21 protein-coding genes are annotated in these 22122 nt (G+C 46.5%); 3 read left to right on the forward strand and 18 right to left on the reverse strand.

Features of this window, described 5'->3' with window-relative positions; translation table 11 throughout:
- Positions 1 to 83: 83 nt before the first annotated feature.
- From KNP62_RS04575 to prsW, 4 genes are all read right to left on the reverse strand, one after another.
- Positions 84 to 707, reverse strand: coding sequence for a lysophospholipid acyltransferase family protein (locus KNP62_RS04575; RefSeq protein ID WP_224860724.1), 624 nt, complete (start codon positions 705 to 707; stop codon positions 84 to 86).
- Complete coding sequence (gene cmk / locus KNP62_RS04580; protein WP_214783677.1) at positions 704 to 1378, reverse strand: (d)CMP kinase; 675 nt, start codon at positions 1376 to 1378, stop codon at positions 704 to 706. The genes KNP62_RS04575 and cmk overlap by 4 nt, the downstream gene beginning before the upstream one ends.
- A 74-nt stretch (positions 1379 to 1452) precedes the next feature.
- A complete protein-coding gene (locus tag KNP62_RS04585; RefSeq protein ID WP_214783680.1) occupies positions 1453 to 2118 on the reverse strand; it encodes a flagellar brake protein in 666 nt (221 codons plus the stop codon).
- Positions 2119 to 2132: 14 nt separating this feature from the next.
- A complete protein-coding gene (gene prsW, locus KNP62_RS04590) occupies positions 2133 to 2789 on the reverse strand; it encodes a glutamic-type intramembrane protease PrsW (protein ID WP_074034642.1) in 657 nt (218 codons plus the stop codon).
- A gap of 107 nt (positions 2790 to 2896) precedes the next feature.
- Between prsW and KNP62_RS04595 the strand changes: the two genes are divergently transcribed.
- Complete coding sequence (locus KNP62_RS04595; RefSeq protein WP_214783682.1) at positions 2897 to 3868, forward strand: asparaginase; 972 nt, start codon at positions 2897 to 2899, stop codon at positions 3866 to 3868.
- A gap of 51 nt (positions 3869 to 3919) precedes the next feature.
- The gene (locus KNP62_RS04600) at positions 3920 to 4900 is read left to right on the forward strand and encodes a YpdA family putative bacillithiol disulfide reductase (protein WP_214783685.1); all 981 of its coding nucleotides are present in this window, start codon (positions 3920 to 3922) and stop codon (positions 4898 to 4900) included.
- 38 nt (positions 4901 to 4938) lie between these two features.
- Here the strand turns inward: KNP62_RS04600 and KNP62_RS04605 are convergent, their stop codons facing one another.
- From KNP62_RS04605 to KNP62_RS04635, 7 genes are all read right to left on the reverse strand, one after another.
- Positions 4939 to 6207 (reverse strand): Glu/Leu/Phe/Val family dehydrogenase, encoded by a 1269-nt coding sequence (locus KNP62_RS04605; protein WP_015881453.1) that lies wholly within the window; start codon positions 6205 to 6207, stop codon positions 4939 to 4941.
- A 146-nt stretch (positions 6208 to 6353) separates the two neighbouring features.
- The gene (locus KNP62_RS04610) at positions 6354 to 7280 is read right to left on the reverse strand and encodes a D-alanine--D-alanine ligase (RefSeq protein ID WP_214783688.1); all 927 of its coding nucleotides are present in this window, start codon (positions 7278 to 7280) and stop codon (positions 6354 to 6356) included.
- Positions 7281 to 7376: 96 nt separating this feature from the next.
- Positions 7377 to 7955 (reverse strand): adaptor protein MecA, encoded by a 579-nt coding sequence (locus KNP62_RS04615; RefSeq protein ID WP_074034646.1) that lies wholly within the window; start codon positions 7953 to 7955, stop codon positions 7377 to 7379.
- A 60-nt stretch (positions 7956 to 8015) separates the two neighbouring features.
- Positions 8016 to 8879, reverse strand: coding sequence for a MerR family transcriptional regulator (locus KNP62_RS04620; protein WP_214783692.1), 864 nt, complete (start codon positions 8877 to 8879; stop codon positions 8016 to 8018).
- A gap of 128 nt (positions 8880 to 9007) precedes the next feature.
- Positions 9008 to 9208: a hypothetical protein gene (locus KNP62_RS04625; RefSeq protein WP_074034648.1), complete on the reverse strand. Its 201-nt coding sequence runs from the start codon at positions 9206 to 9208 to the stop codon at positions 9008 to 9010.
- A 41-nt stretch (positions 9209 to 9249) separates the two neighbouring features.
- Positions 9250 to 10677, reverse strand: a complete 1428-nt coding sequence (locus KNP62_RS04630; RefSeq protein ID WP_353047505.1) for a RecQ family ATP-dependent DNA helicase — start codon at positions 10675 to 10677, stop codon at positions 9250 to 9252.
- On the reverse strand, positions 10661 to 11683 hold the full coding sequence (locus KNP62_RS04635; RefSeq protein ID WP_214783695.1) for a YpbB family protein: 1023 nt from the start codon (positions 11681 to 11683) through the stop codon (positions 10661 to 10663). The genes KNP62_RS04630 and KNP62_RS04635 overlap by 17 nt, the downstream gene beginning before the upstream one ends.
- A 141-nt stretch (positions 11684 to 11824) precedes the next feature.
- Here KNP62_RS04635 and KNP62_RS04640 point away from each other — a divergent pair, with 141 nt between their 5' ends.
- Positions 11825 to 12073 carry a ferredoxin gene (locus KNP62_RS04640; RefSeq protein ID WP_074034651.1) on the forward strand — a complete coding sequence of 83 codons (249 nt, stop codon included), beginning with the start codon at positions 11825 to 11827 and terminating at the stop codon, positions 12071 to 12073.
- A 160-nt stretch (positions 12074 to 12233) separates the two neighbouring features.
- Here KNP62_RS04640 and KNP62_RS04645 read toward each other — a convergent pair whose 3' ends face one another.
- From KNP62_RS04645 to KNP62_RS04675, 7 genes are all read right to left on the reverse strand, one after another.
- On the reverse strand, positions 12234 to 13193 hold the full coding sequence (locus KNP62_RS04645; protein WP_074034652.1) for an ABC transporter permease: 960 nt from the start codon (positions 13191 to 13193) through the stop codon (positions 12234 to 12236).
- Entirely contained in the window at positions 13190 to 14254 is a 1065-nt protein-coding gene (locus tag KNP62_RS04650; RefSeq protein ID WP_214783698.1) for an ABC transporter permease, read from the reverse strand. The genes KNP62_RS04645 and KNP62_RS04650 overlap by 4 nt, the downstream gene beginning before the upstream one ends.
- Positions 14251 to 15777 (reverse strand): ABC transporter ATP-binding protein, encoded by a 1527-nt coding sequence (locus KNP62_RS04655; protein WP_214745406.1) that lies wholly within the window; start codon positions 15775 to 15777, stop codon positions 14251 to 14253. Before KNP62_RS04655 ends, KNP62_RS04650 begins: the two co-directional genes overlap by 4 nt.
- Before the next feature lie 63 nt (positions 15778 to 15840).
- On the reverse strand, positions 15841 to 16929 hold the full coding sequence (locus KNP62_RS04660) for a BMP family lipoprotein (RefSeq protein WP_214693960.1): 1089 nt from the start codon (positions 16927 to 16929) through the stop codon (positions 15841 to 15843).
- 130 nt (positions 16930 to 17059) lie between these two features.
- Positions 17060 to 17779 carry a GntR family transcriptional regulator gene (locus KNP62_RS04665; protein WP_074034655.1) on the reverse strand — a complete coding sequence of 240 codons (720 nt, stop codon included), beginning with the start codon at positions 17777 to 17779 and terminating at the stop codon, positions 17060 to 17062.
- Between the two features lie 401 nt (positions 17780 to 18180).
- Complete coding sequence (locus tag KNP62_RS04670; RefSeq protein WP_214783700.1) at positions 18181 to 20385, reverse strand: FtsK/SpoIIIE family DNA translocase; 2205 nt, start codon at positions 20383 to 20385, stop codon at positions 18181 to 18183.
- A gap of 62 nt (positions 20386 to 20447) precedes the next feature.
- Complete coding sequence (locus tag KNP62_RS04675; protein WP_074034657.1) at positions 20448 to 22115, reverse strand: ribonuclease J; 1668 nt, start codon at positions 22113 to 22115, stop codon at positions 20448 to 20450.
- Positions 22116 to 22122: the final 7 nt, after the last annotated feature.

Here is a 22122-nt window from a genome sequence, read left to right on the forward strand (position 1 = left end):
ATAATTCCGAGAATTTGTCAAGGCGTTATGAAGATTGTACCTCTATTGAAAGAAGTTTAAACCTCAATTCCTCAAACCTATAATTACTTCGTGAATGAATGTTTTAAATAGAGGTCGGCAATTGTATCCATGATTAAGTCGGCTGCCTCTTGTGCGTTTGCCTTACGTTCCTTCAAAGGAGCCAAATCAATCGGCTTTCCAATGACGACACGCAATTTCGCACGAAACTTATATCTACCGATGATGGCAATCGGTAAAATGTGCGCGTCTGAACGCATCGCAAAGAAACCAACCCCGGCTTGCGCCTTTCCTAACGTCCCATCTTTTGAACGTGTACCCTCAGGGAAAATTGAGATGACCTCGTCTTCTTTTAGCTTTTGAAGAACAACTCGTAGCGCCTGACGGTCACCTTCCCCACGCGATACAGGAATTTGTCCCGCACGGTTCAAAATATGCTTCAATACAGGAACGCTGAAAAGCTCTTTTTTCGCAAAGAATCGTAATGGACGTTCTTTCGGAATCGCACATGCGAGGAGGACCGGGTCCCAGTTTGACTGGTGGTTCGAACAGACGAGAATCGATCCATCTTTTGGAACATGTTCGCGTCCGATGAATTCGACGCGAAACGATGCGAGTTGAATGATGTTCACGACGGCCCTAGCCATCCGATACATTCCAAACGGACCATTGTTCAACGGTTTACTCATGCTTTCACCTCTTCAATTAATCGTTCAATCGCCGTGACGACTCCATCAATGGATAAGGTCGTCGTATCCAGATAATGAGCATCTTCAGCTTGACGGAGAGGCGCGACCTCGCGCTCTGAATCACGTTTGTCACGAAGAGCAATTTCTTCCTTCAATCGCTCGTAATCACTCGGGATTCCTTTTGACACATTTTCCTCATGACGACGGCGTGCCCGTTCTTCGACCGAGGCAGTCATAAACACTTTCAAATCTGCGTTCGGTAACACATGCGTGCCGATATCGCGCCCATCCATGACGACACCGCCATGCTTCGCCAAATCACGCTGTAAATCCATCAAGGCATCCCGTACTTCCGATTGACGGGCGACAAAACTCACATTATTCGTCACTTCACTAGAGCGAATGACATCTGTCACTTCTTGTTCGCCATCGAATACACGTTGCCCTTCTTCAGATGGCACGAGACGAATCGACATGTTCTCGATCATCTTTGCAAGTGCGGGACCATCTTCAAGATTAATCTCCTCGTTTAAAGCACGATATGTGACTGCTCGATAAATCGCACCTGTGTCTATATAGACATAGCCCAATTGTTTCGCCAACGACTTGGCGATTGTACTTTTCCCGGCACCAGCCGGTCCATCTAAAGCAATTTGTAACGATTTTTTCATACAAAACGGGTATCGAGTGTGCCCGATACCCTCCTCCTCTCGGTCTATAATCCCGAGAACATCATAACAGTTTTTTATCTTGAAGAAAATACAGACCCTGTCCGCTTACGCGCTTCAAGTTGAACGCGGAAACAGTATCGTAAAATCGTCTCCTGATCACGAGGGGTCAAATCTTCGAATGCCAAAGAAAGCTCTTGCTTCACTTCTTGTTTATGTATACGTACTAAACGACTCTTCACACGAAAAAGTCGTGGCGCTCCTTGTTCATCTTCAATTCGGAACACAACGATGAGCGATTCGTTTACTTCAACGGGCACACGGTTCGCAATAATTTTCATACCGCCTGCCGATACGTCAAGCGACGTCGTTTCGAACGATTCGAAGTCTGCCCCATCTGCCGCAACAACTGTCACATCAATCATTTCAGGGACGCGCAAATATTCACGTCGTTGAATTCGTTTGATTTTCTTCTCATCCGGCATCTTGAAAGCATAGCGAATCGTCATCTGCGCATCACTGATTCGTTTCGCGACTTTCGTATCAAATGCGAACAATTGGTTATCCCCTTTGAAAAAGTAAACACGCATCTCTTCTTCTTCATGTAAGAAGAAGGTTTTAAGCGTCGTCATGTCACTTGGTGATTCAATCCAAACGATTTGATCCACAATGGCCGCAATCTTTGTTTTCCCCTCATTCCGTCCTTCTACTTCGATTCGTAATTCTTGTCCTTCTTTCAGCATACGCATGTTCCCCTTTATTTAAATTGACGACGATTGGACAGATTGGCTGCTCGTACAAGCAGAAGTGCAACCATCCATAAAATGACGATATAGAGCACGGCCGGCAACTTATGATTCGGTTCTAAAATCAAGATCAAATCAAACGTCCCGTGGATGACCGTTGCAGAAAAGACTGCCATAAACAGCCACACTCGCTCACGTGCCGAATGTTTGGCACGCCCCAAACAGTAGCCCATGACAACCGCAAACAATGCATGGCCGCTCACGGGTAAAATGGCGCGCCAAATCGCGATTTCTAATGAATCGTACACCCATAAGTATAAAAAATTCTCTAACGTCGCAAAGCCTAATGAGCAGGCGACCGCATAGAGAATCCCGTCGTAGTAATCATCAAAGACTTTATGTATATATATTGTATAATAAATCATAAACCACTTAAAAAACTCTTCGAGTAAGGCAGTGGTGACATATGCCTGCCAAAACGGACCAGTCAGCACCCCTTCTTCAACGAACGCATATTGGATAAACATGATCGGGAAAACGAGAACGGCCCCGGCCACGAAAGAACGAATCACATATCCGAGCGGTTCTGCTTCCAATTCATGGCGAAGATAGAAGTAGGAAAGAAGGGCAAGCCCTGGTGCCACCGCAGACAAGGCGATTGCGATCATGACGCATCTCTCCTTTCTCTCATTAGCATACACTGAATTGTCTGAAAGAAAAAGTGTGTAACGCCTAGAAAATGGAAATATCCATAAAAATAATTAGGAGGTCATTTATGAATCATTTATTACTTATTCACACAGGCGGTACAATCGCCATGTCCCAATCCGGTACCGGACACGTCGAACCGAGCGATGTGAACCCAATCGACGCTACACTTCCGAAGGCGACGGACATCGCCCACATTACGACGAAGCATTTCTCAAATATCCCATCTCCACATATGACACCCGACAAAATGCTTGAACTAGCCCAATTCATTCAACATGAATTGACGCAGGACACGTATGACGGAGTCGTGATCACACATGGAACAGATACGCTTGAAGAAACGGCTTACTTCTTGCAGATTACGCTCGGTGCGCCTGTACCAATCGTCTTGACAGGAGCGATGCGTTCCTCGAATGAAGTCGGTTCAGACGGTGAATTCAATTTAATTACCGCTCTTCGGGTCGCAAAGAGTGAATCGGCTCGCGGAAAAGGGGTACTCGTCGTGTTCAATGGAGAGATCCATTCGGCATTCAACGTCACAAAAACACATACGTCATCCGTTGATACGTTCAAATCGGTCCATTTCGGAAACGTGGGCATGGTCACAAAGGATCATGTCCTCATCTATAGTCAACCGGCAACGAGACAGCCTAAAATGATTCCGTCCATCTCAAAACGGGTAGCTGTGTTAAAAGTCGTCGCGGGGATGGAGCCTGATTTGCTCGAATCGGTGATGGAGCTTGGATACGACGGACTCGTCCTCGAAGTATTAGGACAAGGCAATGTCCCACCGACACTTTTGCCGGCGCTCTTGCGCTTGGTCAAGGAAATCCCCGTCGTGATTGTCAGCCGTTGCTTTAACGGAATCGTCCAAGACGTATACGGTTATGCTGGTGGCGGAAAACAATTGAAAGAGATGGGGATCATTTTCTCGAACGGGTTGAATTCGCAAAAAGCTCGCCTGCGTTTACTCGTGGAACTCGAATCCGGTTCTTCTCAATCCGTCATGGAGCATAGCTTTAGCTTCCAGCAATAACCTTGCGCTTCCGCATTCCCTTCCCTACAATGAGCAAAGAGGTGATTTTCAGTGAATAAACAAGCGATTATTGTGGGTGCTGGACCATGTGGTCTATCAGCGGCCATCGAGTTAGAGAAGATCGGGGTTTCTTGTACGATAATTGAGCGAGGAAATATCGTTGATGCAATCTATCGATATCCGACTCATCAAACGTTCTTTTCATCTGCAAACCTGTTAGAAATCGGGGACATCCCGTTTATATGTAAAGATTTAAAGCCACGTCGACAAGATGCACTCGTTTACTATCGGGAAGTCGTCACCCGTACCGGATTAAACGTCCATCCGTTCGAGAACGTCGAATCAGTAGAAAAAATCGACAATCGATTTGTCGTGACGTCAAGACATGAGCGTCGTGGGGAAATCGTTCGCGAGGCAGATTATGTGATTTTAGCCACAGGATATTATGGACGTCCTCGTATGCTCGATGTACCTGGTGAGAAGTTACCACACGTCCACCATTATTTCCACGAGGCCCATCCGTACTATCGACAACACGTCACCATTATCGGTGGAAAGAACTCTGCAGTCGATGCGGCAATCGAACTCGAAAAAGCCGGAGCGTACGTGACCGTGCTTTATCGCGGTGACTCCTATAGTCCTTCGGTGAAGCCATGGGTTCTGCCTAACTTCGATTCACTCGTCCGACATGAGAAAGTTCGGATGGAATTTGAAGCGACAATCGATCGCATTACCGAAGACGGTGTCTATTATCACCAACATGGGGAAGAGAAGCACGTGTATGCCGATCACGTCCTCGCGATGACAGGGTATCAACCAGATCATCATCTTTTTGAAAATGCGGGAATCACAATCGATGAGGAGAGCGGTGTTCCGACGTTTGATGAGGAATCGTTCGAAACGAATGTCGAGCATTTGTTCATCGCTGGTGTTGTCGCTGCCGGCAACGATGCGAATAAGATTTTTATCGAGAACGGTCGCTTTCATGGGAAAGCCATCGCAGACACGATCGCGAATCGTATTCAAGTATAAAAAAGTTCGGTCAACATGCGTTGACCGAACTTTTTGATTTAAACCCAACCGCGGAAACGTGACGCTTCCGCCATCTTACGTACACCGACCATATAGGCTGCGAGACGCATATCGACTTTGCGGGCTGAAGATGTGTTGTAAACAGTGTTGAACGAATGAACGAGTACTTTTTCAAGTTTTTCCTCGACCTCTTCTTCCGTCCAGTAGTAACCTTGGTTGTTTTGTACCCATTCGAAGTAAGAAACCGTGACCCCACCACTTGATGCCAATACGTCTGGCACGAGGAGAATTCCGCGCTCCGTCAAAATTTTCGTCGCTTCGTTCGTCGTCGGTCCGTTCGCCGCTTCCACTACGATGGAAGCTTTAATGGCATCGGCGTTATCTTCCGTGATTTGATTCTCGATAGCAGCTGGCACGAGAATGTCACAGTCAAGTTCTAACATCTCTTTATTCGAGATGGTGTTTTTGAAGAGCGTCGAAATCGTACCGAATGAATCACGACGGTCTAACAAGTAAGGGATATCTAAGCCATTCTCGTCATGGATCGCGCCATACGCGTCACTGACCGCAATCACTTTTGCTCCTGCATCGTACATGAATTTCGAAAGGAAGCTACCCGCGTTCCCGAATCCTTGAACAACGACACGGGCACCTTTCAATTCGATGCCACGGCGGAGTGCCGCCTCTCGAATCATGATAGCTACACCTTTCGCAGTCGCAGTTTCACGACCGTGCGAACCTCCAAGTACAAGCGGTTTACCTGTAATAAAACCTGGTGAGTTGAATTCATCGATTCGGCTATACTCATCCATCATCCAGGCCATGATTTGTGAGTTCGTGAACACGTCCGGAGCAGGGATATCTTTTGTCGGTCCTACGATTTGGCTAATGGCACGCACATAACCACGGCTCAATCGTTCGATTTCACGGAAACTCATTTCACGTGGGTCACAGACGATTCCGCCTTTCCCCCCACCGTATGGCAAGTCGACAATCCCCGCCTTTAAACTCATCCATACAGATAATGCTTTGACTTCTACTTCAGTTACGCTCGGGTGGAACCGAATTCCCCCTTTTGTCGGTCCGACCGCATCGTTATGTTGAGCGCGATAACCCGTAAAGATTTTCGTCGAGCCATCATCCATGCGAACTGGGATCCGAACGGTCAGCATGCGAAGCGGTTCTTTTAACAACTCGTACATCTCATCTGGATAGCCGAGTTTATCTAAAGCTTCGTGAATTACCTCTTGTGTCGATTCCAAGATGTTTTTTCGTTTTTGATGACCTTTTTCTTGATCCGTAATCATGAAGGTTTCCTCCCCTAAATTGTCAATTCTCCCCCAAGAATTAACCTCGTATTCGTTTAAAAGTATAGCTGATACGCGCTCAATTTGAAAGGGTTTTACAAAAATAATGAAAGCGTTTTCTTGAAGTATGGAATGATCCAGATGTCTTACTTCGACTCACGTTCGAGTGCTAGCTCCATAAAGCGTTCTAAAAGCTCACCGTACGAGATCCCGACTGTTTTTGCACTGTCCGGGAAGAGGCTCAACGGCGTCATTCCAGGCAACGTGTTCGTTTCTAAAATATACGCTTCTCCCGTTTCCGATACAAGGAAATCAGAACGTGAATACCCTGAGCAACCGAGCGCACGGTGAGCCATGACTGCCGCTTGTTGCACTTCCGTCGTCAACTCATCCGAGATTTCGGCTGGACATACGTGAATCGAACCACCTTCTGTATACTTCGACTCATAGTCGTAAAACTCATTTTTTGGAATGATTTCAATGACAGGAAGTGCTTCCTCTTTCCCGAAGTTTCCGATGACCGGTACCGTCAATTCTTTTCCTTTAATGTACTGTTCAACAAGTACCGCTGAATCACATGCAAATGCTCGGTCAATTCCTGCACGTAACATCGACTCGTCCATCGCAATCGTCAAACCGTTCGAAGAACCTTCTTGTGCAGGCTTGACGACACATGGAAACTCATTTCCCCACTCAGCTACTTTCGCATCAATCGAATCCACAGATTCAATTAACACGTCGCGTGCCACACGGATGCCTGATGCTGCGAAGATGATTTTCGCTCGCGCCTTATCCATCGCAAGAGCAGATGCCAAGACACCTGACCCCGTGTACGGGATTCCCGCCATTTCTAGCAACGATTGGACGCGACCATCTTCGCCATACTTCCCGTGTAATGCGCTGACGACGACATCGACATCTAACGTCAATAACTCGTTCGCGCGTTCTGGATGAAAATCGATTGCCGTGACCTCATGTCCACGCTCCGTCAATGCCTCAATCATCCCTTGTCCACTTGTGAGGGATACCTCACGTTCTCCTGACACTCCACCATACAATACAGCGACCTTCATTCCAATCTCTCCTTCAACTAACTACTGAAAATTCATGTCTAATCATAACACGGACATGTCAAAAACAATAGAAACAGAAAAGTAAAAAAGCCGTACTTATGCGAATGCATCGTACAGCTCTTTCACGGCCTGTTCAGTTTGAATCGTTTTTCCATATTCCATCATGACGTACGGACTGACCGTAGTCGTCTTTCCATATTCGGACAAAATGGCAGCGAGACGTTCTTCCACTTTCTCAGGTAGCACTTCCACGAAGTGGAGATAGTACCGTCCCTCATAGTGATAAAGTGCTCCACCCTGCTCAGTCTCATGTATATGCGGAAACAGTTGAATCGACGCGTTGATCACATCTTCGATATCATCAAACTGATAAATCAAATGATGAATGACATCAATTGTGAGTCGAATCTCAACTTGCTCGACATCAAGCTCTGCTATGGCCTCACCTTTTTGAACATCGATGACGAGACCATCACGAGGAAACATCGTCACATTCAAATCGACCGCTCCTTGTGGTGAGAATCCGTATTCACTCTCTGCTGTTTCAAGTAATTCTTTCCACAGCTGTTGACCGTTTTCCCCCACGATCGTATCGATAGCGATCCCACGTAACGAAAGCTCATTCGCAGTCACATATACACGAAGATGTTCTTTTGTTTGTTTTTCAAATCTCAATCGAAAACCTCCAGTGAATATTCAATCCTACTAATAAGCTACTCCCGTTTTAATCCCGTGTCAAATAGTTGATAACCATTTCGTCCACTCTTCTGGCGTATCACCAAGAAATGCATCATCGAACCGACTCCGTTCGAGGCTGACCGCGTATCCACCCGCCCCAATCTTTAATGTAGGGTGCTCTTCTTGAATATAATGCATCGCCTCTAACAAGTTCGGGATATGGTCCGTTAACGTGCATGCGAAAATAAGGCAAGATGTGTCGATGTCGTGCAGCGCCTTGCTTAAATCTTCTTTCGGGAAGCCCGCTCCTAAAAAGATGACGTCGTACCCATGTTGGCGCAAATAAAGTGTGACAAACAACAATCCGATTTCATGCATCTCACCCGGTGCACAGACACAAGTGACTCGTGGAAGAAACGGGTTCATCGGCATTTGAAGTGACAACGTAGAGAGACGTGCCCGTAAAAACGCCGTGGCGAAGTGCTCATGAGCAATCGTAATCGTTCCTTGCTCCCACTTTGAACCAATATCCATCAGTAACGGTCCAATGATATCTTTTGTCACCTTTTCAAAACTGAACGTATTGAACGCACGATTGATTAGATCATGCGAGGTTCGCTCATCAAAAGAAAGCAACGCCTGAAGCAGAGCATCCTTCAACTCTTCATCGTAAAGCTTCGCAGACGTCGGTTCTGGTTCAGGAGCTTGGTGGAGTTGTTGAATGGCTTGAGAGACCGTCAATCCTTCTTTTTGCTTGTCTACCACCCACTTAATTTTCTCGACATCTTGATCTGAATACAGGCGGTGACCTGATTCGGTTCGGCTCGGTACGATAAATTGATATCGCCGTTCCCAAGCCCGAATGGTCGTTGGATTGACACCGGTCAACGTCGCCACGGTTTTAATGGAGTATTTCGGCATCTCCGCCCTCCTCTCTTATTCGTTCTATGATATAAGTATATCCTCAATTGAAAAGGTTTACCCCTTTTATTGTGCAATCGAGTATTTTCCCAAAATAAAAAAAGGCACGGACCATGTCCGCACCCTTCTTAGAAAATGGCATCTCGCCCGATATATATGAAAATGAGAATAATCGCTAACATGGCGAAGGTTAGAGTCATCGCCAACGGGCGCTTCATCAAGTTATCGTTCAACTTCCTCTTCCGTTCATGCTCTTGCCTCTCCGATCGAGACGGCAACGTGTCCGCCAACTGCTCGCGCAAAGAATCTGCCTGATTCCGATGTCGCAACGTATGCCCTCCTTTACCTTTTTTATCATTTTACTATGATATTATTCAAAGGAAAAGATTTGCGTCAACCGTATTTTCCATTCTGTCACATTTTTTCGAACGATTTGCGGTGTCTCAGGGAACTCAATCGTCCCACACACATCACAACATTCCTCTTGGTCGATTGTCGGCTCCGAAAAATAACGGAGTAAATAATCACGTCGGCACGTTCGGATAAGTGCATAATCCATCATCTGTCCGAGTTGACGATAGCGATCACGTTTTCTTTCTTTTACCCAATCGAGCGCCTCTTGAAGCGAGCGTTCAGACAGCATCTGCTTTAAAAGAAGGAATTTCGGGTCTTCTTCGTTCATCCTCAATAAGCGGGGTAATTGCGAAAGTGTCGTGCCATTTTCACACTCAAAGTATGCTAGGCGAATCTCTTCGTCTTTTGGATATTGACCATCAATCAAAAATTGTTGAATGCGTTCATCTCCATCCGCATAGAGGAGGACAGCAAACGCCTGCTCTCCATCACGACCCGCTCGTCCAATCTCCTGCATATACGCTTCCACCGTTGCAGGGATTTGATAGTGAATGACAGAACGAACGTTGTCTTTGTTCACGCCCATCCCGAATGCACTCGTACACACCATGACCGACACTTCATTCCGTAAAAATTGAGATTGGACGAGTCGTCGGTCTTCCGTTGACATGCCGCCGTGATAAAATAACGCGTCGTCTAGTTCAAATGCCAACGCTTCCGCTTCTCGACGTGTCGCCGTATAGACGACTGCCGGTTTTGGAACGTCTCTCACCAATTCTTTTAGCCGTTCGAGTTTCTTCTCTTTTTCAAGTCGTTCGACCATCAAGCGAATTTCTGGTCGATTCGCGGAATGCACGAACTGCTCCGGTGAAAAGAGTGCCAACTTCTCAATGATATCTTGCTTCACGCTCTCAGGAGCCGTCGCTGTGACAGCCATACATTGAGGACTCCCGATTTGTTTGCGTAGTTCGCCTAAGCGCGCATATTCTGGTCTAAACTCATGACCCCATTGTGAGATACAGTGCGCCTCGTCAATGACGAGCATTTGAATCTTCACGTTTGAGAGTGCGCGTGTAACGTACGGAACGGCCAACTGTTCGGGGGAGAGATATAAAAATCGATAACGCTTCAAGTGATTGATAATTTCTTGTTTTTCTTCAGAAGACTCCATCGACGTCAAACGTGCGACACCACGTTCTCCCCGCTCTCGGATATGGAGCATTTGGTCTTCTATCAAGGAGAGGAGAGGTGAAACGATGACCGTCAATCCCCCATTTTTGATGTACGAAGGGAGTTGAAACGTCAACGATTTCCCTGCCCCTGTCGGCATGACGGCTAATACATCTTGCCCTTCTACAACGGAATGGATGATTTCATGCTGTCCAGGACGAAATGAATCATATCCGAACACGCGTTTCAATGTCGATTCATACAAATGTCTCACCTCGTTTCAACCTTGCGAACACAAGGCGTATTTGAAAGTAACTCACGTTGCCCATCTTTTCGAAGATAGGTTTCAAAGCCCAGCTCTCTGGGTCTCGCAGCTTCTCGATGGTGACGATATCGTCGCTCGGCACAAATTGATCGAGGGGAAAGGTGTCTAAATACATTGCCATCTCCACCACATGATCCTCGATCGTACTCGTTCGTAGTCGTCGGCGAGACTGAACTTGTTGAAACGAATATCCTTTGAGAAAGAGATCATACGACTCACGTGCCGAAAAGGTCATTCGCTCAGTCGACAACCCATACGTGAAACCCCGAAGCTTCGCCTCTTTTGGTAACACAGTTAACAGTTCATTCCATCCTGCTAAAAAATAAAGGCGAGCCGTCTCCGCGTCGACATCAAGAAGACTGGCGATTTGTTCATAGGTCAGACCGGTCTCAAAGGCTCCCGTAAATCGATAGACGACCGCTGTCGCATATGGATCTCCAATGATGTCAAGCGCGGCCTCGATTTCATGATGGAATGTTTGCATAAGGATTTTCCAATCTCGATCGATCTGTAACAACTGTTTGACCCACTGTTCCGCGGGTCGATCGGCTTGAACGGGATAAAACGTCCTCTTATGTTCCCTAGACATGAATGTCTGGACAAAGAGACTCAAACGTTTCCACGTCGTCGCATTATAATCACGGCGCTCTCCCCCTAAACGATTGAATAAATCTTTAACCGTTTCAGGTGAAGACAATAGGTTTCCCGCTTCTGTCAGTTTAAATTGTTTGCGGTCCAACCATCCCCGCTTTTCAAATCCTTTTAATAAAGACTCATATGAGTACGTTGTTTGAGGAAATTGACCAAAAACAGGCTCTAGCTCATAAAAGAACGCGTCTTGTAACGTCGTGGCCGAGCGCTTTCCGTTCAAGACATGGAACAGGCTACGTTCACTCCGTTCCCCGTTTAATCGCTTAATGGCCAGCAGTAAAACTCCATCTGCTAAATGAACCAAGTCGTCACATCCTTAAAAAATCATTATCCTACCAAAAAGACACTCGTTTCCTCATTGAAATAATTGGGTATGTAGACTACAATTACTCGTAGACAGTAGATTGATTTCTAAGAGAAACGAACCGTTTGGAGGGTTATTATCATGGCAAAATTTACTATCGTCGATAAAGATACATGTATCGCATGCGGAGCTTGTGGCGCAGCAGCACCAGATATTTACGATTACGATGATGAAGGTCTCGCATTCAACTTGATGGATGACAACACAGGTACTGTGGAAATCCCTGACGAGTTGTACGAAGACATGATGGATGCATTCGAAGGGTGCCCGACCGATTCAATCAAAGTGGCAGACGAATCGTTCGATGGCGATGCATTGAAGTACGAATAAACTTGGAAAGACATATTGGTCAAATGACCGATATGTCTTTTTTTGATCCGCTTCTCCGTTCCATTCTAATCATGACAGCTCTAGCCAAGTATAACAAAAAAGGTTGTTCGGCTTAAGCACCAAACAACCTTTTCATAATGGACATATGTCCTATTCCGGATTAACGTTTTCCTTTAATATATGGAATACCGACCGACTTCGGTGCATCCGCACGACCGACGAGTCCAGCGAGCGCTAGAATCGTGAGGGCATAAGGTGCAATCAAAAGTAATAGTTGCGGCACGTTATTGATGACAGGCAAGTTGCTTCCGATAATCGATAGCGCTTGGGCGAACCCAAAGAATAATCCAGCGCCGAGCGCTCCGAGTGGATTCCACTTCCCGAAGATCATTGCGGCAATCGCCAAGAATCCTTGACCGACGATTGTCGTTCCACTGAAGTTCGTCGTAACCGTGACGGCGTATACCGCTCCGGCAAGACCACCAAACGCACCAGAAAGCATGACGCCCATGAAGCGCATTTTTGTAACGTTGATCCCCATCGTGTCAGCGGCCATCGGGTGTTCTCCGACTGAGCGAAGACGTAGTCCGAACGGCGTCTTGAAGATAACGAACCAGACGACAAACGCTAAAGCGATGGCAACGAATGACGTGTATTGCACGTTAATGAAGAACATTTTTAATACAGGAATATCTGATAAAAATGGTACGTTCTCTTTCGCAATACGGTACTCAATAAAGTCAGTTTGACCTTTGTTGTAAAGCACACGCACAACGAAGATGGCGAGACCGATCGCAAGCATGTTGATCGCTACTCCAAGAACCGTTTGGTCTGCACGCCATAGGATGGCAGGGACAGCCAAGAAGAGCGAGAAGAGCGCACCGACTACCATCGCAACGAGCAAGGAGATCCATGGGCTAAATACACCGGCTCCTAAGTCTGTCAACGTGAGCGTCGTGATGATCCCTGTTGCAGCACCGATAATCATAATCCCTTCAAGGGCAATGTTAACGACACCAGAGCGCTCACTAAAAATCCCACCGAGTGCTGCGATAATGAGTGGAGTCGCATAGGCAAGTGCAACCGGTACGACGATATAGAGGACTTCTAAGAAGCTCATTTTTTCTCCACTCCTTTCTTACGATTTCCTTTAAGTTTCTCAACGACATAGTTGATGGCATAACCAGATGCCACAAAGATGACGATTGCTGCGATGATGACTTTAACAAGTTCAGACGGTACGTTCGCACCGAGCTGCATCGCCAATCCACCGATGTTCAATCCAGCAAATAGAATCGCTGCGAGAATGACACCGATCGCTGTGTTGGCACCTAGAAGGGCTACTGCGATCCCGTCAAAACCGACACCTGTAAACGATGCAGAGAGCGTCATACTACCGAACGTCCCGAGACCTTCCATCGCACCGGCGAGACCTGCGAACATCCCTGAGATGACAAACGAAAGGACGATGTTACGGTCAACGCTCATCCCCGCATATTGAGAGGCATGTTTGTTGAAACCGACCGCACGCAACTCATAACCGAGTGTCGTACGCTGAAGAATGTAGTAGTATACAATCGCCGCGAGTACTGCAACGAGGACACCCCAGTGAAGACGTGAGTACGTCGTCAACTCTTGCAACCAAGGTGACGCAAGCGATGCCGATTCATTGATTGAATCAGTACGTTCGTTCGTTACGCCGATGACGCTACGCAAAATCGCATTCGTCGTGTAAAGCGCGATATAGTTCATCATGATGGATGTGATGACTTCGTGAACGTAAAACTTCGCTTTTAAGAATCCAGGAACGAACGCCCAGATCGCTGCCGCGACCATCGCCGCGAGAAGTGCAAGCGGTAAATGGATGAACATCGGCAAATTGAAATTGATCCCTACATACACGGCTGCTACCCATCCGATCAATACTTGACCTTCTACCCCGATGTTGAATAACCCCGTCCGGAATGCGAAGGCAACCGCGAGACCTGAGAAGATAAGTGGTGCTGCTGCTCGTAACGTCTCTCCGACGGCATATGGGCTTCCAAACATCCCTTCAAACAAGGAGATAAAGCCTTGAATCGGGTCGTATCCACCAATCAACATGACGATGGCTCCGACAAGAAGTCCTAAAATGATGGATAGGAATGGAATGAGAAGTTGATTTAAACTTAATTTTTTCATTCTTTGTCGTCCCCTCTCTGACCGCCGGCCATCAAGAAGCCAAGCTCTTGTTCCGTCGTCTCTTTCGGATCACGAATTCCTACGATTTTTCCTTCATAAAGAACGGCGATCCGGTCGGATACGTGTAAAATCTCATCAAGTTCGAACGAAATAAGCAAGACAGCACGGCCCTTTTCACGTTCTTTGACGAGTTGTTCGTGAATAAATTCAATCGCACCGACATCAAGACCACGCGTCGGCTGTGCTGCGATGAGTAAATCAGGTGAACGATCGACCTCACGGGCAATGATTGCTTTCTGTTGGTTACCACCAGAAAGGGCACGCGCCGGAACGTCGATGGATGGAGTTCGGACGTCAAACTTCTCAATCAACGCCTTCGCTTTCTCTGCCACTGCTTTATAATTCATGAGTCCTCGTTTCGAGAATGGTTCTTTATAATAAGTTTGAAGAACCATGTTGTCACGAATCGAGTAGTCAAGGACGAGACCATGTTTATGACGGTCCTGTGGAATGTGTCCGATTCCAGCTTCCGTCATTTTACGCGGTGTATGACCCGTCACGTCTTTTCCGTTGAGCAAAACTTTACCCGACTCCGGTTTTTTGAGCCCAGAGATCGCTTCAATCAGTTCTGTCTGACCGTTGCCGTCGATTCCGGCAATCCCGAGTACTTCTCCAGCACGAATCTGAAGGTCTAATCCTTCGACGACTTTCAAACCACGACTGTCTTTAACGACAAGTCCTTGAACGTCGAGAACGACTTGTTGCGGGTCGGCTTTCGAATACTCTGCATCAAAATTAACCTCTCGTCCGACCATCATTTCAGCAAGACTATCTTCGTTAACTGTCTCATCCACTTCAACGGTACCGATATAACGTCCGCGGCGAATGACCGTGCAACGGTCTGCGACTTGCATAATTTCCTTCAGCTTGTGCGTGATCAAGATGATCGACTTACCTTCAGCAATCAGACGTTTCATAATTTGGATAAGTTCTTGAATCTCTTGTGGTGTCAACACTGCCGTCGGTTCATCGAAGATCAAAATATCCGCCCCACGATAGAGCGTCTTCAAGATTTCTACACGCTGTTGCATGCCGACTGAAATATCTTCAATCTTCGCGTCTGGATCAATCTTAAGTCCATACTGTTCGGAAATATCCATGACCTTTTTACGGGCTGTCGCACGGTCAATTGTCACACCGCTCTTTGGCTCAAGTCCAAGGATGATGTTCTCTGTGACCGTGAACTTTTCAACTAGCATAAAGTGCTGGTGGACCATCCCGATCCCAAGTTCGTTGGCGATGTTCGGGTTTTCAATATCTACTTTCTTTCCGTGTACACGAATCTCCCCGCCTTCAGGCTGATAGAGACCGAATAACACATTCATGAGCGTCGACTTCCCCGCTCCGTTCTCTCCGAGAAGTGCATGGATTTCTCCTTTGCGCAATTGGAGTGTGATATTGTCGTTCGCAACGAACGTACCGAACTCTTTGCGAATATTTAGCATTTCAATTACATATTCCAAGGAAGTTCACCCCTAACTTTAAGTAAAGGGAGACCACATGGGTCCCCCCTTCACTCAAATGAATTATTTTACGTTTTTCATGAACTCTTCGAACTCAGCGTCAGTTGCTGGTGCAGTGAGTTCTCCGTCAACCAATTGTGTACGGTATTCTTCAACTTTATCGAGAATCTCTTGTGAAACGTGTTTGTCAGAAGTTTCTGCGATGCCGACGCCGTCATCTTTCAAACCGAACTCGATGATTTCGCCGCCTGGGAATTCTCCGTCCATCGTCTGTTTCGATACATCATAAGTAGCTGTATCTACACGTTTGACCATTGAAGTCAACGTAACGTCTTCTGGAAGACCTTCTTCGTACTGGTCACGGTCAACACCGATTACCCAAACTTCTTCGCCGTTCTTCTTACGGTTTTTCGCTTCTGTGAATACTCCTACACCTGTACCACCAGCTGCGTGATAGATGATGTCCGATCCAGAACCGTACATACCTGAAGCGATTGCTGTTCCTTTTTCAGCCGAGTTGAAGTCTTCTGCATACTTCACGTCGATTGTTGCTTCTGGGTTAACAGCCATGACACCCGCTTTAAATCCATTTTCAAACTTCTTGATCAAGTCTGACTCTACTCCACCGATGAAACCGACTTTATCAGTTGTCGTTGTGAGACCGGCAATGACACCAACGAGGAATGAACCTTCTTGCTCTTTGAACGTGATTGAAGCAACGTTCGGAGCGTCAACAACCATATCAACGATTGCGAAGTTGTTGTCTGGGAACTGCTCAGCAACTTTTTGTACGTCTTCAGCCATCAAGAAGCCGATACCGTAGATCAAGTTGAAGTTGTCACGAGCCAATTGTTGCAAGTTTGGCTGATAGTCCGCTTGTTTAGCTGATTGAAGGTATTTGTATCCTTCGTTTTCAGTCAAGTTGTTGTCTTCACCGAATTTCGTGAGACCTTCCCAAGCAGATTGGTTGAATGATTTGTCATCAACACCGCCAGTATCTGTAACCATTGCTACTTTGAAGTCGCCGCCCTCGCCGCCTTCGCCGTTTGAAGATGAGCCGCCTTCGTTGTCATCTCCACCGCATGCTGCGAGTACTGTAGAGAGTGTGAGTCCTGCTGCTAAAGCTGAGAGAATCGTTTTCTTTTTGTTCATCATCGTCGTGTTTCCCCTTTCGGTTCATAACAAATTTTGTTGTCATGTTATCAGTAGTCTTTACACCGGTATAAGAAAGCGCTTTCACGCTGTTCCCCAAAAATAACTTTTCCGTCAAAAAACTGTTCGGTTACACTCGTTTACGTACGACGTGGAAATCGAATCGATCTGCTCGGAAAAAGTTGGCCGAATCGAGCAATGGTAAATCACTCTCATCGTAATGCAATTGTTTTAAAGCGAGTAACGGTTGGTCCGTCTGAAGTTGTGACGAAATTTCAGAGCTGACACTCGGTTCGATGTGCGTGATCGCGTATGCGACTCGACGTCCTACCTCTTTTTCGAGAGAGTCAAACAAAGACTTCCCTTCAGTCAATGCCTCAGGATTTGAGACGAGATGGGCCGGCACTTTGTCGACACAATAAACGACCGGTGTGTCATCCGCATATCGAATTCGAACAATCCGATAAATCGGTGAGTTCGGCTCAATCTTGAGACGCTCGGCTTCTCTCTCTGTTGCCAACACTTTCTCGGCCACCAATACTTTCGTTCCTGGTGTCATTTTTGCGCGTGTGATCATATCAGTGACACTGAACAACTCTTCAATTCCTGACGTGAATGGCGGTTTAGAACTAATAAATGTCCCTACTCCATGTTTTCGCACGACAAATTTCTCATCTTCGAGAATTCTTAACGCTTCACGAAGTGTCGCTCGACTTACTCCGAGTTGCTTTGAAAGCTCGAACTCTGAAGGTAACTTCTCACCTTCACGATAGACACCAGCGTCGATATCTTGCTTAATTTTCTCAATCACTCGAAGATAGAGCAATCGATGATCGAGCTTAATCGACATTGGCCTCACCACCTTTAATTTACTTACCAGTGCTCAGACATCTGACGTATGAATGTCCTTGCCAATATTAAGTATAGGGATTCGAGAATTAGAACGCAATAGTTTTTGTTCGGAATCAAGGAAATATTTTAAAAAACCATCTCCAACCGTACCTCTGAGTCCATTTTACCCATTTTGATTCAGTTTGAAAAACTTTTGTAAAATGTAAACGTTATTAAAAAATGTAAGCGTTTCAGTCTTTTTTAAAAGTATGTACTAATAAACGTTATAGGACATATGTGCTATATTACATTTATATTATAGCGAACCTCTCTGATTTGCGCGAATATTTCCATATCGTAGAAAAAGGAATAAAAAACGAACGATTGTATATCTACGTATACAATCGTTCGTTTTTAAATTTATTCATCTTGTTCATGAATTAATACTTTCCGTGGTTTCGAACCTTCTGACGGACCTACGTATCCCGCCTCTTCAAGCGAGTCAATCAAACGCGCTGCACGATTATACCCAATTCGAAATCTTCGTTGAATCATCGAGGTCGAAGCCGTTTCCTGGGTAACGATGAATTGAATGACTTCTCCGAACAATGAATCGTCCGAGTCAATCGTCGTCACTTCTTCTTCTTTCGGCATCATCGCTTCTACGTACTGCGCACGTTGCTGTGCGATGACGTGATTAACGACCGTTTCGACTTCTTGATCGGAGACGAACGCTCCTTGGACACGCACCGGCTTGTTCATCCCATTAGCAAGCATGAGCATGTCGCCACGCCCAAGCAGTTTTTCTGCTCCTCCTCCGTCCAAGATTGTACGGGAATCGGTTTGTGAGGAGACCGCAAATGCGATGCGAGACGGGATGTTTGCTTTGATGACCCCTGTAATGACGTCAACCGACGGACGCTGTGTCGCCAGTACCATATGAATCCCGGCTGCCCGTGCCATTTGAGCGAGTCGCATGATGGCGTCCTCAACGTCATTTGAAGCGACCATCATCAAATCTGCCAACTCATCGACTATGACGACGATGAACGGTAGACGTTTTGCATCCTCATCATCGGACTTGTCGACGAGTTCATTGTATCCTTCAATGTTGCGAACACCATATCGACTGAACAGCTCATATCGTCTTTCCATCTCGGCGACGACTTGTTTCAATGCCTGAGCCGCCTTTTTCGGATCTGTGACAACCGGTGTCAACAAATGCGGCACACCATTATAAACATTGAGTTCGACCATTTTTGGGTCAATCATCATGAGACGGACCTCATCCGGTCGAGAACGCATCAAGATGGATACAATCATCCCGTTGATACAGACAGATTTACCGGAACCTGTCGATCCTGCCACGAGTAAGTGCGGCATTTTGTTTAGTGAAATGCCGACAGTCTCACCACTAATGCTTCGTCCGAGTGCAACGAGCAGTTTTGAATCGTCTTGTTTCACTGGGTCTGCCTCAAGCACTTCACGAAGACAGACTGGAGCGACTTCCTGGTTCGGTACCTCGATACCAATCGCAGCCTTTCCTGGAATTGGCGCTTCGATTCGAATATCTTTCGCGGCAAGCGCAAGTGCGAGATCATCGCTAAGCGACGTGATTCGACTGACCTTCACACCGATGTCCGGCTGTAACTCATACTTCGTGACCGTCGGACCAAGGTGAATTTTCAATACTTTCACCCCTACACCAAACGACTTTAGCGTCTTCACTAACTTAGCTGCATTCTCTTTCAGACGCGCATTTTCCCCAGATAAATCGGTGATCACCGGTTCCTTCAGATTGGTGAACGGCGGGAGCTCATACGTATCTGAGACATCTTGCGCCGCGGTCATCATCATCTCCTCGGTCGAGATCGATTCATCCGTTTCCGTAGACGACTCCTTTTTAGGCTCCTCTTTTTTCTCCGCGACAACTTTCTCACTGAATCCGACGATTGGGATGTCATTCATCGTGACCACATCTGATTCTGACTCCACCTCTAAATCAGCTTCTGCCGGCAACGGCTCAGGCGATGGTTTTCGCGACCGCTTCGGTTCTTGATTTTGCTTGTTGTCTTGTTTTTTTTCTGTTTTCGGTCTCGATTGCCATTCTTTTTTCACGGCCATTACGGATTCCTCTAGGCGATGATAGATGGTTCCCCAAATCGTTGGGACATAGAGGGAAACACCGAGGATAAAACAGACGATGCCTAAAAAGATGAGACCAAAATCAGAAAATAAGTATTGGTTTAACCCATAAAGTGCACCGTTTACCCCACCGCGCTCATCTCCCCAAAGTAAATCTCCAAACAGTAGAAATGAGGCGGTCATACTGAGCAGTCCAGCTCGCTCCATCGGCTTCATCGGTTTTAATACAATCCATAACAAGATGGCAATCATCAAATAGGTGAGGGCACCCCAGCCACCAAACAGGTATTCGGACAAATCAGATAGTTGCCGACCAATCCATCCAAAATCGAATAAGGCAAATACGAATGCGACGATGGAAAGAACGAAAATTCCCCATCCATATGTACGTGGCGCAATCGGCTGTTTTTTCCGTTTTCTCGTGTTGCGCGTTGTTGGTCGCTTCCGCTTCACGGGTGTTTTTCTCGTTTTTTGAGCCACTTTTAGTTCCTCCTAAAAAAAGAAGGCAAAAGTCAGATGACTTTTGCCTCACTCTCATTCCATTAAATCTCCATGATGATCGGCAAGATCATCGGACGACGTTTCGTCTGCTCGAATAAGAAGACGCTAAGTCGCTCGCGGATATTTGATTTCAATTCGGTCCAATCACTGCCAGCTTGCAGACTCTTTTCAATCTGTTTCGTGACAATACGGTTTGCCTCTGAAATCATTTCTTCCGACTCGCGCATATACACAAATCCACGTGAAATGAGTTCAGGTCCTGAAATCAATTTCTTCTGTTTCCGATTCAATGTGACCACGCAAAGCACGACCCCATCTTGTGACAACAAACGACGGTCTCGTAAGACGATGTTCCCGACGTCACCGACGCCAATCCCATCAATCAATACGTTACCCGCAGGAACTTTTCGGCTCATCCGGGCTTTTCGACCCGTGAACTCGACGACATCTCCTTTTTCGACGATGAAGATGTTGTTCGGTTTGACACCGACTTGTTCAGCGAGTTTCGAGTGTGCCATTTGCATCCGGTATTCCCCGTGAATCGGTAAGAAGTATTTCGGTTTGACGAGGTTGAGCATCAACTTCAACTCTTCTGCCGAACCGTGTCCGGATACGTGAACTTTACGTTGGTTGTAAATGACGTTTGCCCCAGAACGGAACAATAAGTCAATCGTTTTCGAAACCGACTTTTCATTCCCTGGAATCGGTGTCGCCGCAATGACGACTGTGTCGTTCAAACGAATGTTCACTTGCTTATGCGCATTACGTGCCATACGCGTCAACGCAGCCATCGGCTCTCCTTGAGATCCCGTCGTCAAGATGACGACTTTGTTATCAGGAAGACGATTTACTTGCGACAACTCGACAAGTGTCTTCGCTTTGAAACGTAAGTAGTTTAATTTTTGTGCGACTTCGACGATGTTGACCATACTGCGACCAACGACCGCGACTTTACGGTCATTCGCTTCTGCGGCTGCAAAGACTTGCTGTAAACGATGAACGTTCGACGCGAATGACGCCACAATGACACGACCTTCGGCTTGATAGATTACATCGTTCAACTCAGCGCCGACAATCGATTCTGAACCAGTTTGACCTGGACGCTCTGCGTTTGTCGAATCAGAAAGTAACGCGAGTACACCGCGCTGTCCAATAGCAGCCAACTTGTTGAAGTCGGATTGTTTCCCGTCGACTGGCGTATAATCAAACTTGAAGTCTCCGGTATGGACGATCGCACCTTGAGATGTTTGAATACAAACACCGACACAGTCGGGAATCGAGTGATTGACGCGGAAGAACGTGACGAGATGATCAGCGATAGTCAATTTCGTTTTGGCATCAATCATGCGAAGGTCGACTTCTTTCAATAAACCGGCCTCTTTTAATTTCAGTTCAATTAACCCAAGAGTCAATTTTGTCCCGTATACCGGAACGTGTTTTAAATCGCGTAGGACGTAGCTGAGTCCACCAATATGGTCTTCGTGACCGTGTGTGATGAAAATCGCTCGAACGCGATCCTTGTTTTCTTTTAAATAAGTGATGTCTGGGATGACGATATCAATCCCGAGCATCTCATCGCCTGGAAACATGAGACCGGCATCGATGACGAAGATGTCGTCGTCTAGCTCCACGACGTACATGTTCTTTCCGATTTCGCCTACGCCTCCAAGCGCAAAGACGCTAATATTCTCTGTCTTCTTTTTTGACACTAACAAA

This window comes from Exiguobacterium sp. s183 (genome assembly GCF_018617655.1).
In the GTDB taxonomy this organism is placed as follows: Bacteria; Bacillota; Bacilli; order Exiguobacteriales; family Exiguobacteriaceae; genus Exiguobacterium; species Exiguobacterium aestuarii_A.

Excerpts from the sequence above, each read along its gene's own strand:
- KNP62_RS04620 (WP_214783692.1), bottom strand. The coding sequence starts at position 8,879 with ATGCCGAAATACTCCATTAAAACCGTGGCGACGTTGACCGGTGTCAAT.
- KNP62_RS04660 (WP_214693960.1), bottom strand. The coding sequence starts at position 16,929 with ATGAACAAAAAGAAAACGATTCTCTCAGCTTTAGCAGCAGGACTCACA.
- cmk (WP_214783677.1), bottom strand. The coding sequence starts at position 1,378 with ATGAAAAAATCGTTACAAATTGCTTTAGATGGACCGGCTGGTGCCGGG.
- KNP62_RS04650 (WP_214783698.1), bottom strand. The coding sequence starts at position 14,254 with ATGAAAAAATTAAGTTTAAATCAACTTCTCATTCCATTCCTATCCATC.
- KNP62_RS04585 (WP_214783680.1), bottom strand. The coding sequence starts at position 2,118 with ATGCTGAAAGAAGGACAAGAATTACGAATCGAAGTAGAAGGACGGAAT.
- prsW (WP_074034642.1), bottom strand. The coding sequence starts at position 2,789 with ATGATCGCAATCGCCTTGTCTGCGGTGGCACCAGGGCTTGCCCTTCTT.
- KNP62_RS04610 (WP_214783688.1), bottom strand. The coding sequence starts at position 7,280 with ATGAAGGTCGCTGTATTGTATGGTGGAGTGTCAGGAGAACGTGAGGTA.
- KNP62_RS04665 (WP_074034655.1), bottom strand. The coding sequence starts at position 17,779 with ATGTCGATTAAGCTCGATCATCGATTGCTCTATCTTCGAGTGATTGAG.
- KNP62_RS04595 (WP_214783682.1), top strand. The coding sequence starts at position 2,897 with ATGAATCATTTATTACTTATTCACACAGGCGGTACAATCGCCATGTCC.
- KNP62_RS04645 (WP_074034652.1), bottom strand. The coding sequence starts at position 13,193 with ATGAGCTTCTTAGAAGTCCTCTATATCGTCGTACCGGTTGCACTTGCC.
- KNP62_RS04605 (WP_015881453.1), bottom strand. The coding sequence starts at position 6,207 with ATGATTACGGATCAAGAAAAAGGTCATCAAAAACGAAAAAACATCTTG.
- KNP62_RS04575 (WP_224860724.1), bottom strand. The coding sequence starts at position 707 with ATGAGTAAACCGTTGAACAATGGTCCGTTTGGAATGTATCGGATGGCT.
- KNP62_RS04640 (WP_074034651.1), top strand. The coding sequence starts at position 11,825 with ATGGCAAAATTTACTATCGTCGATAAAGATACATGTATCGCATGCGGA.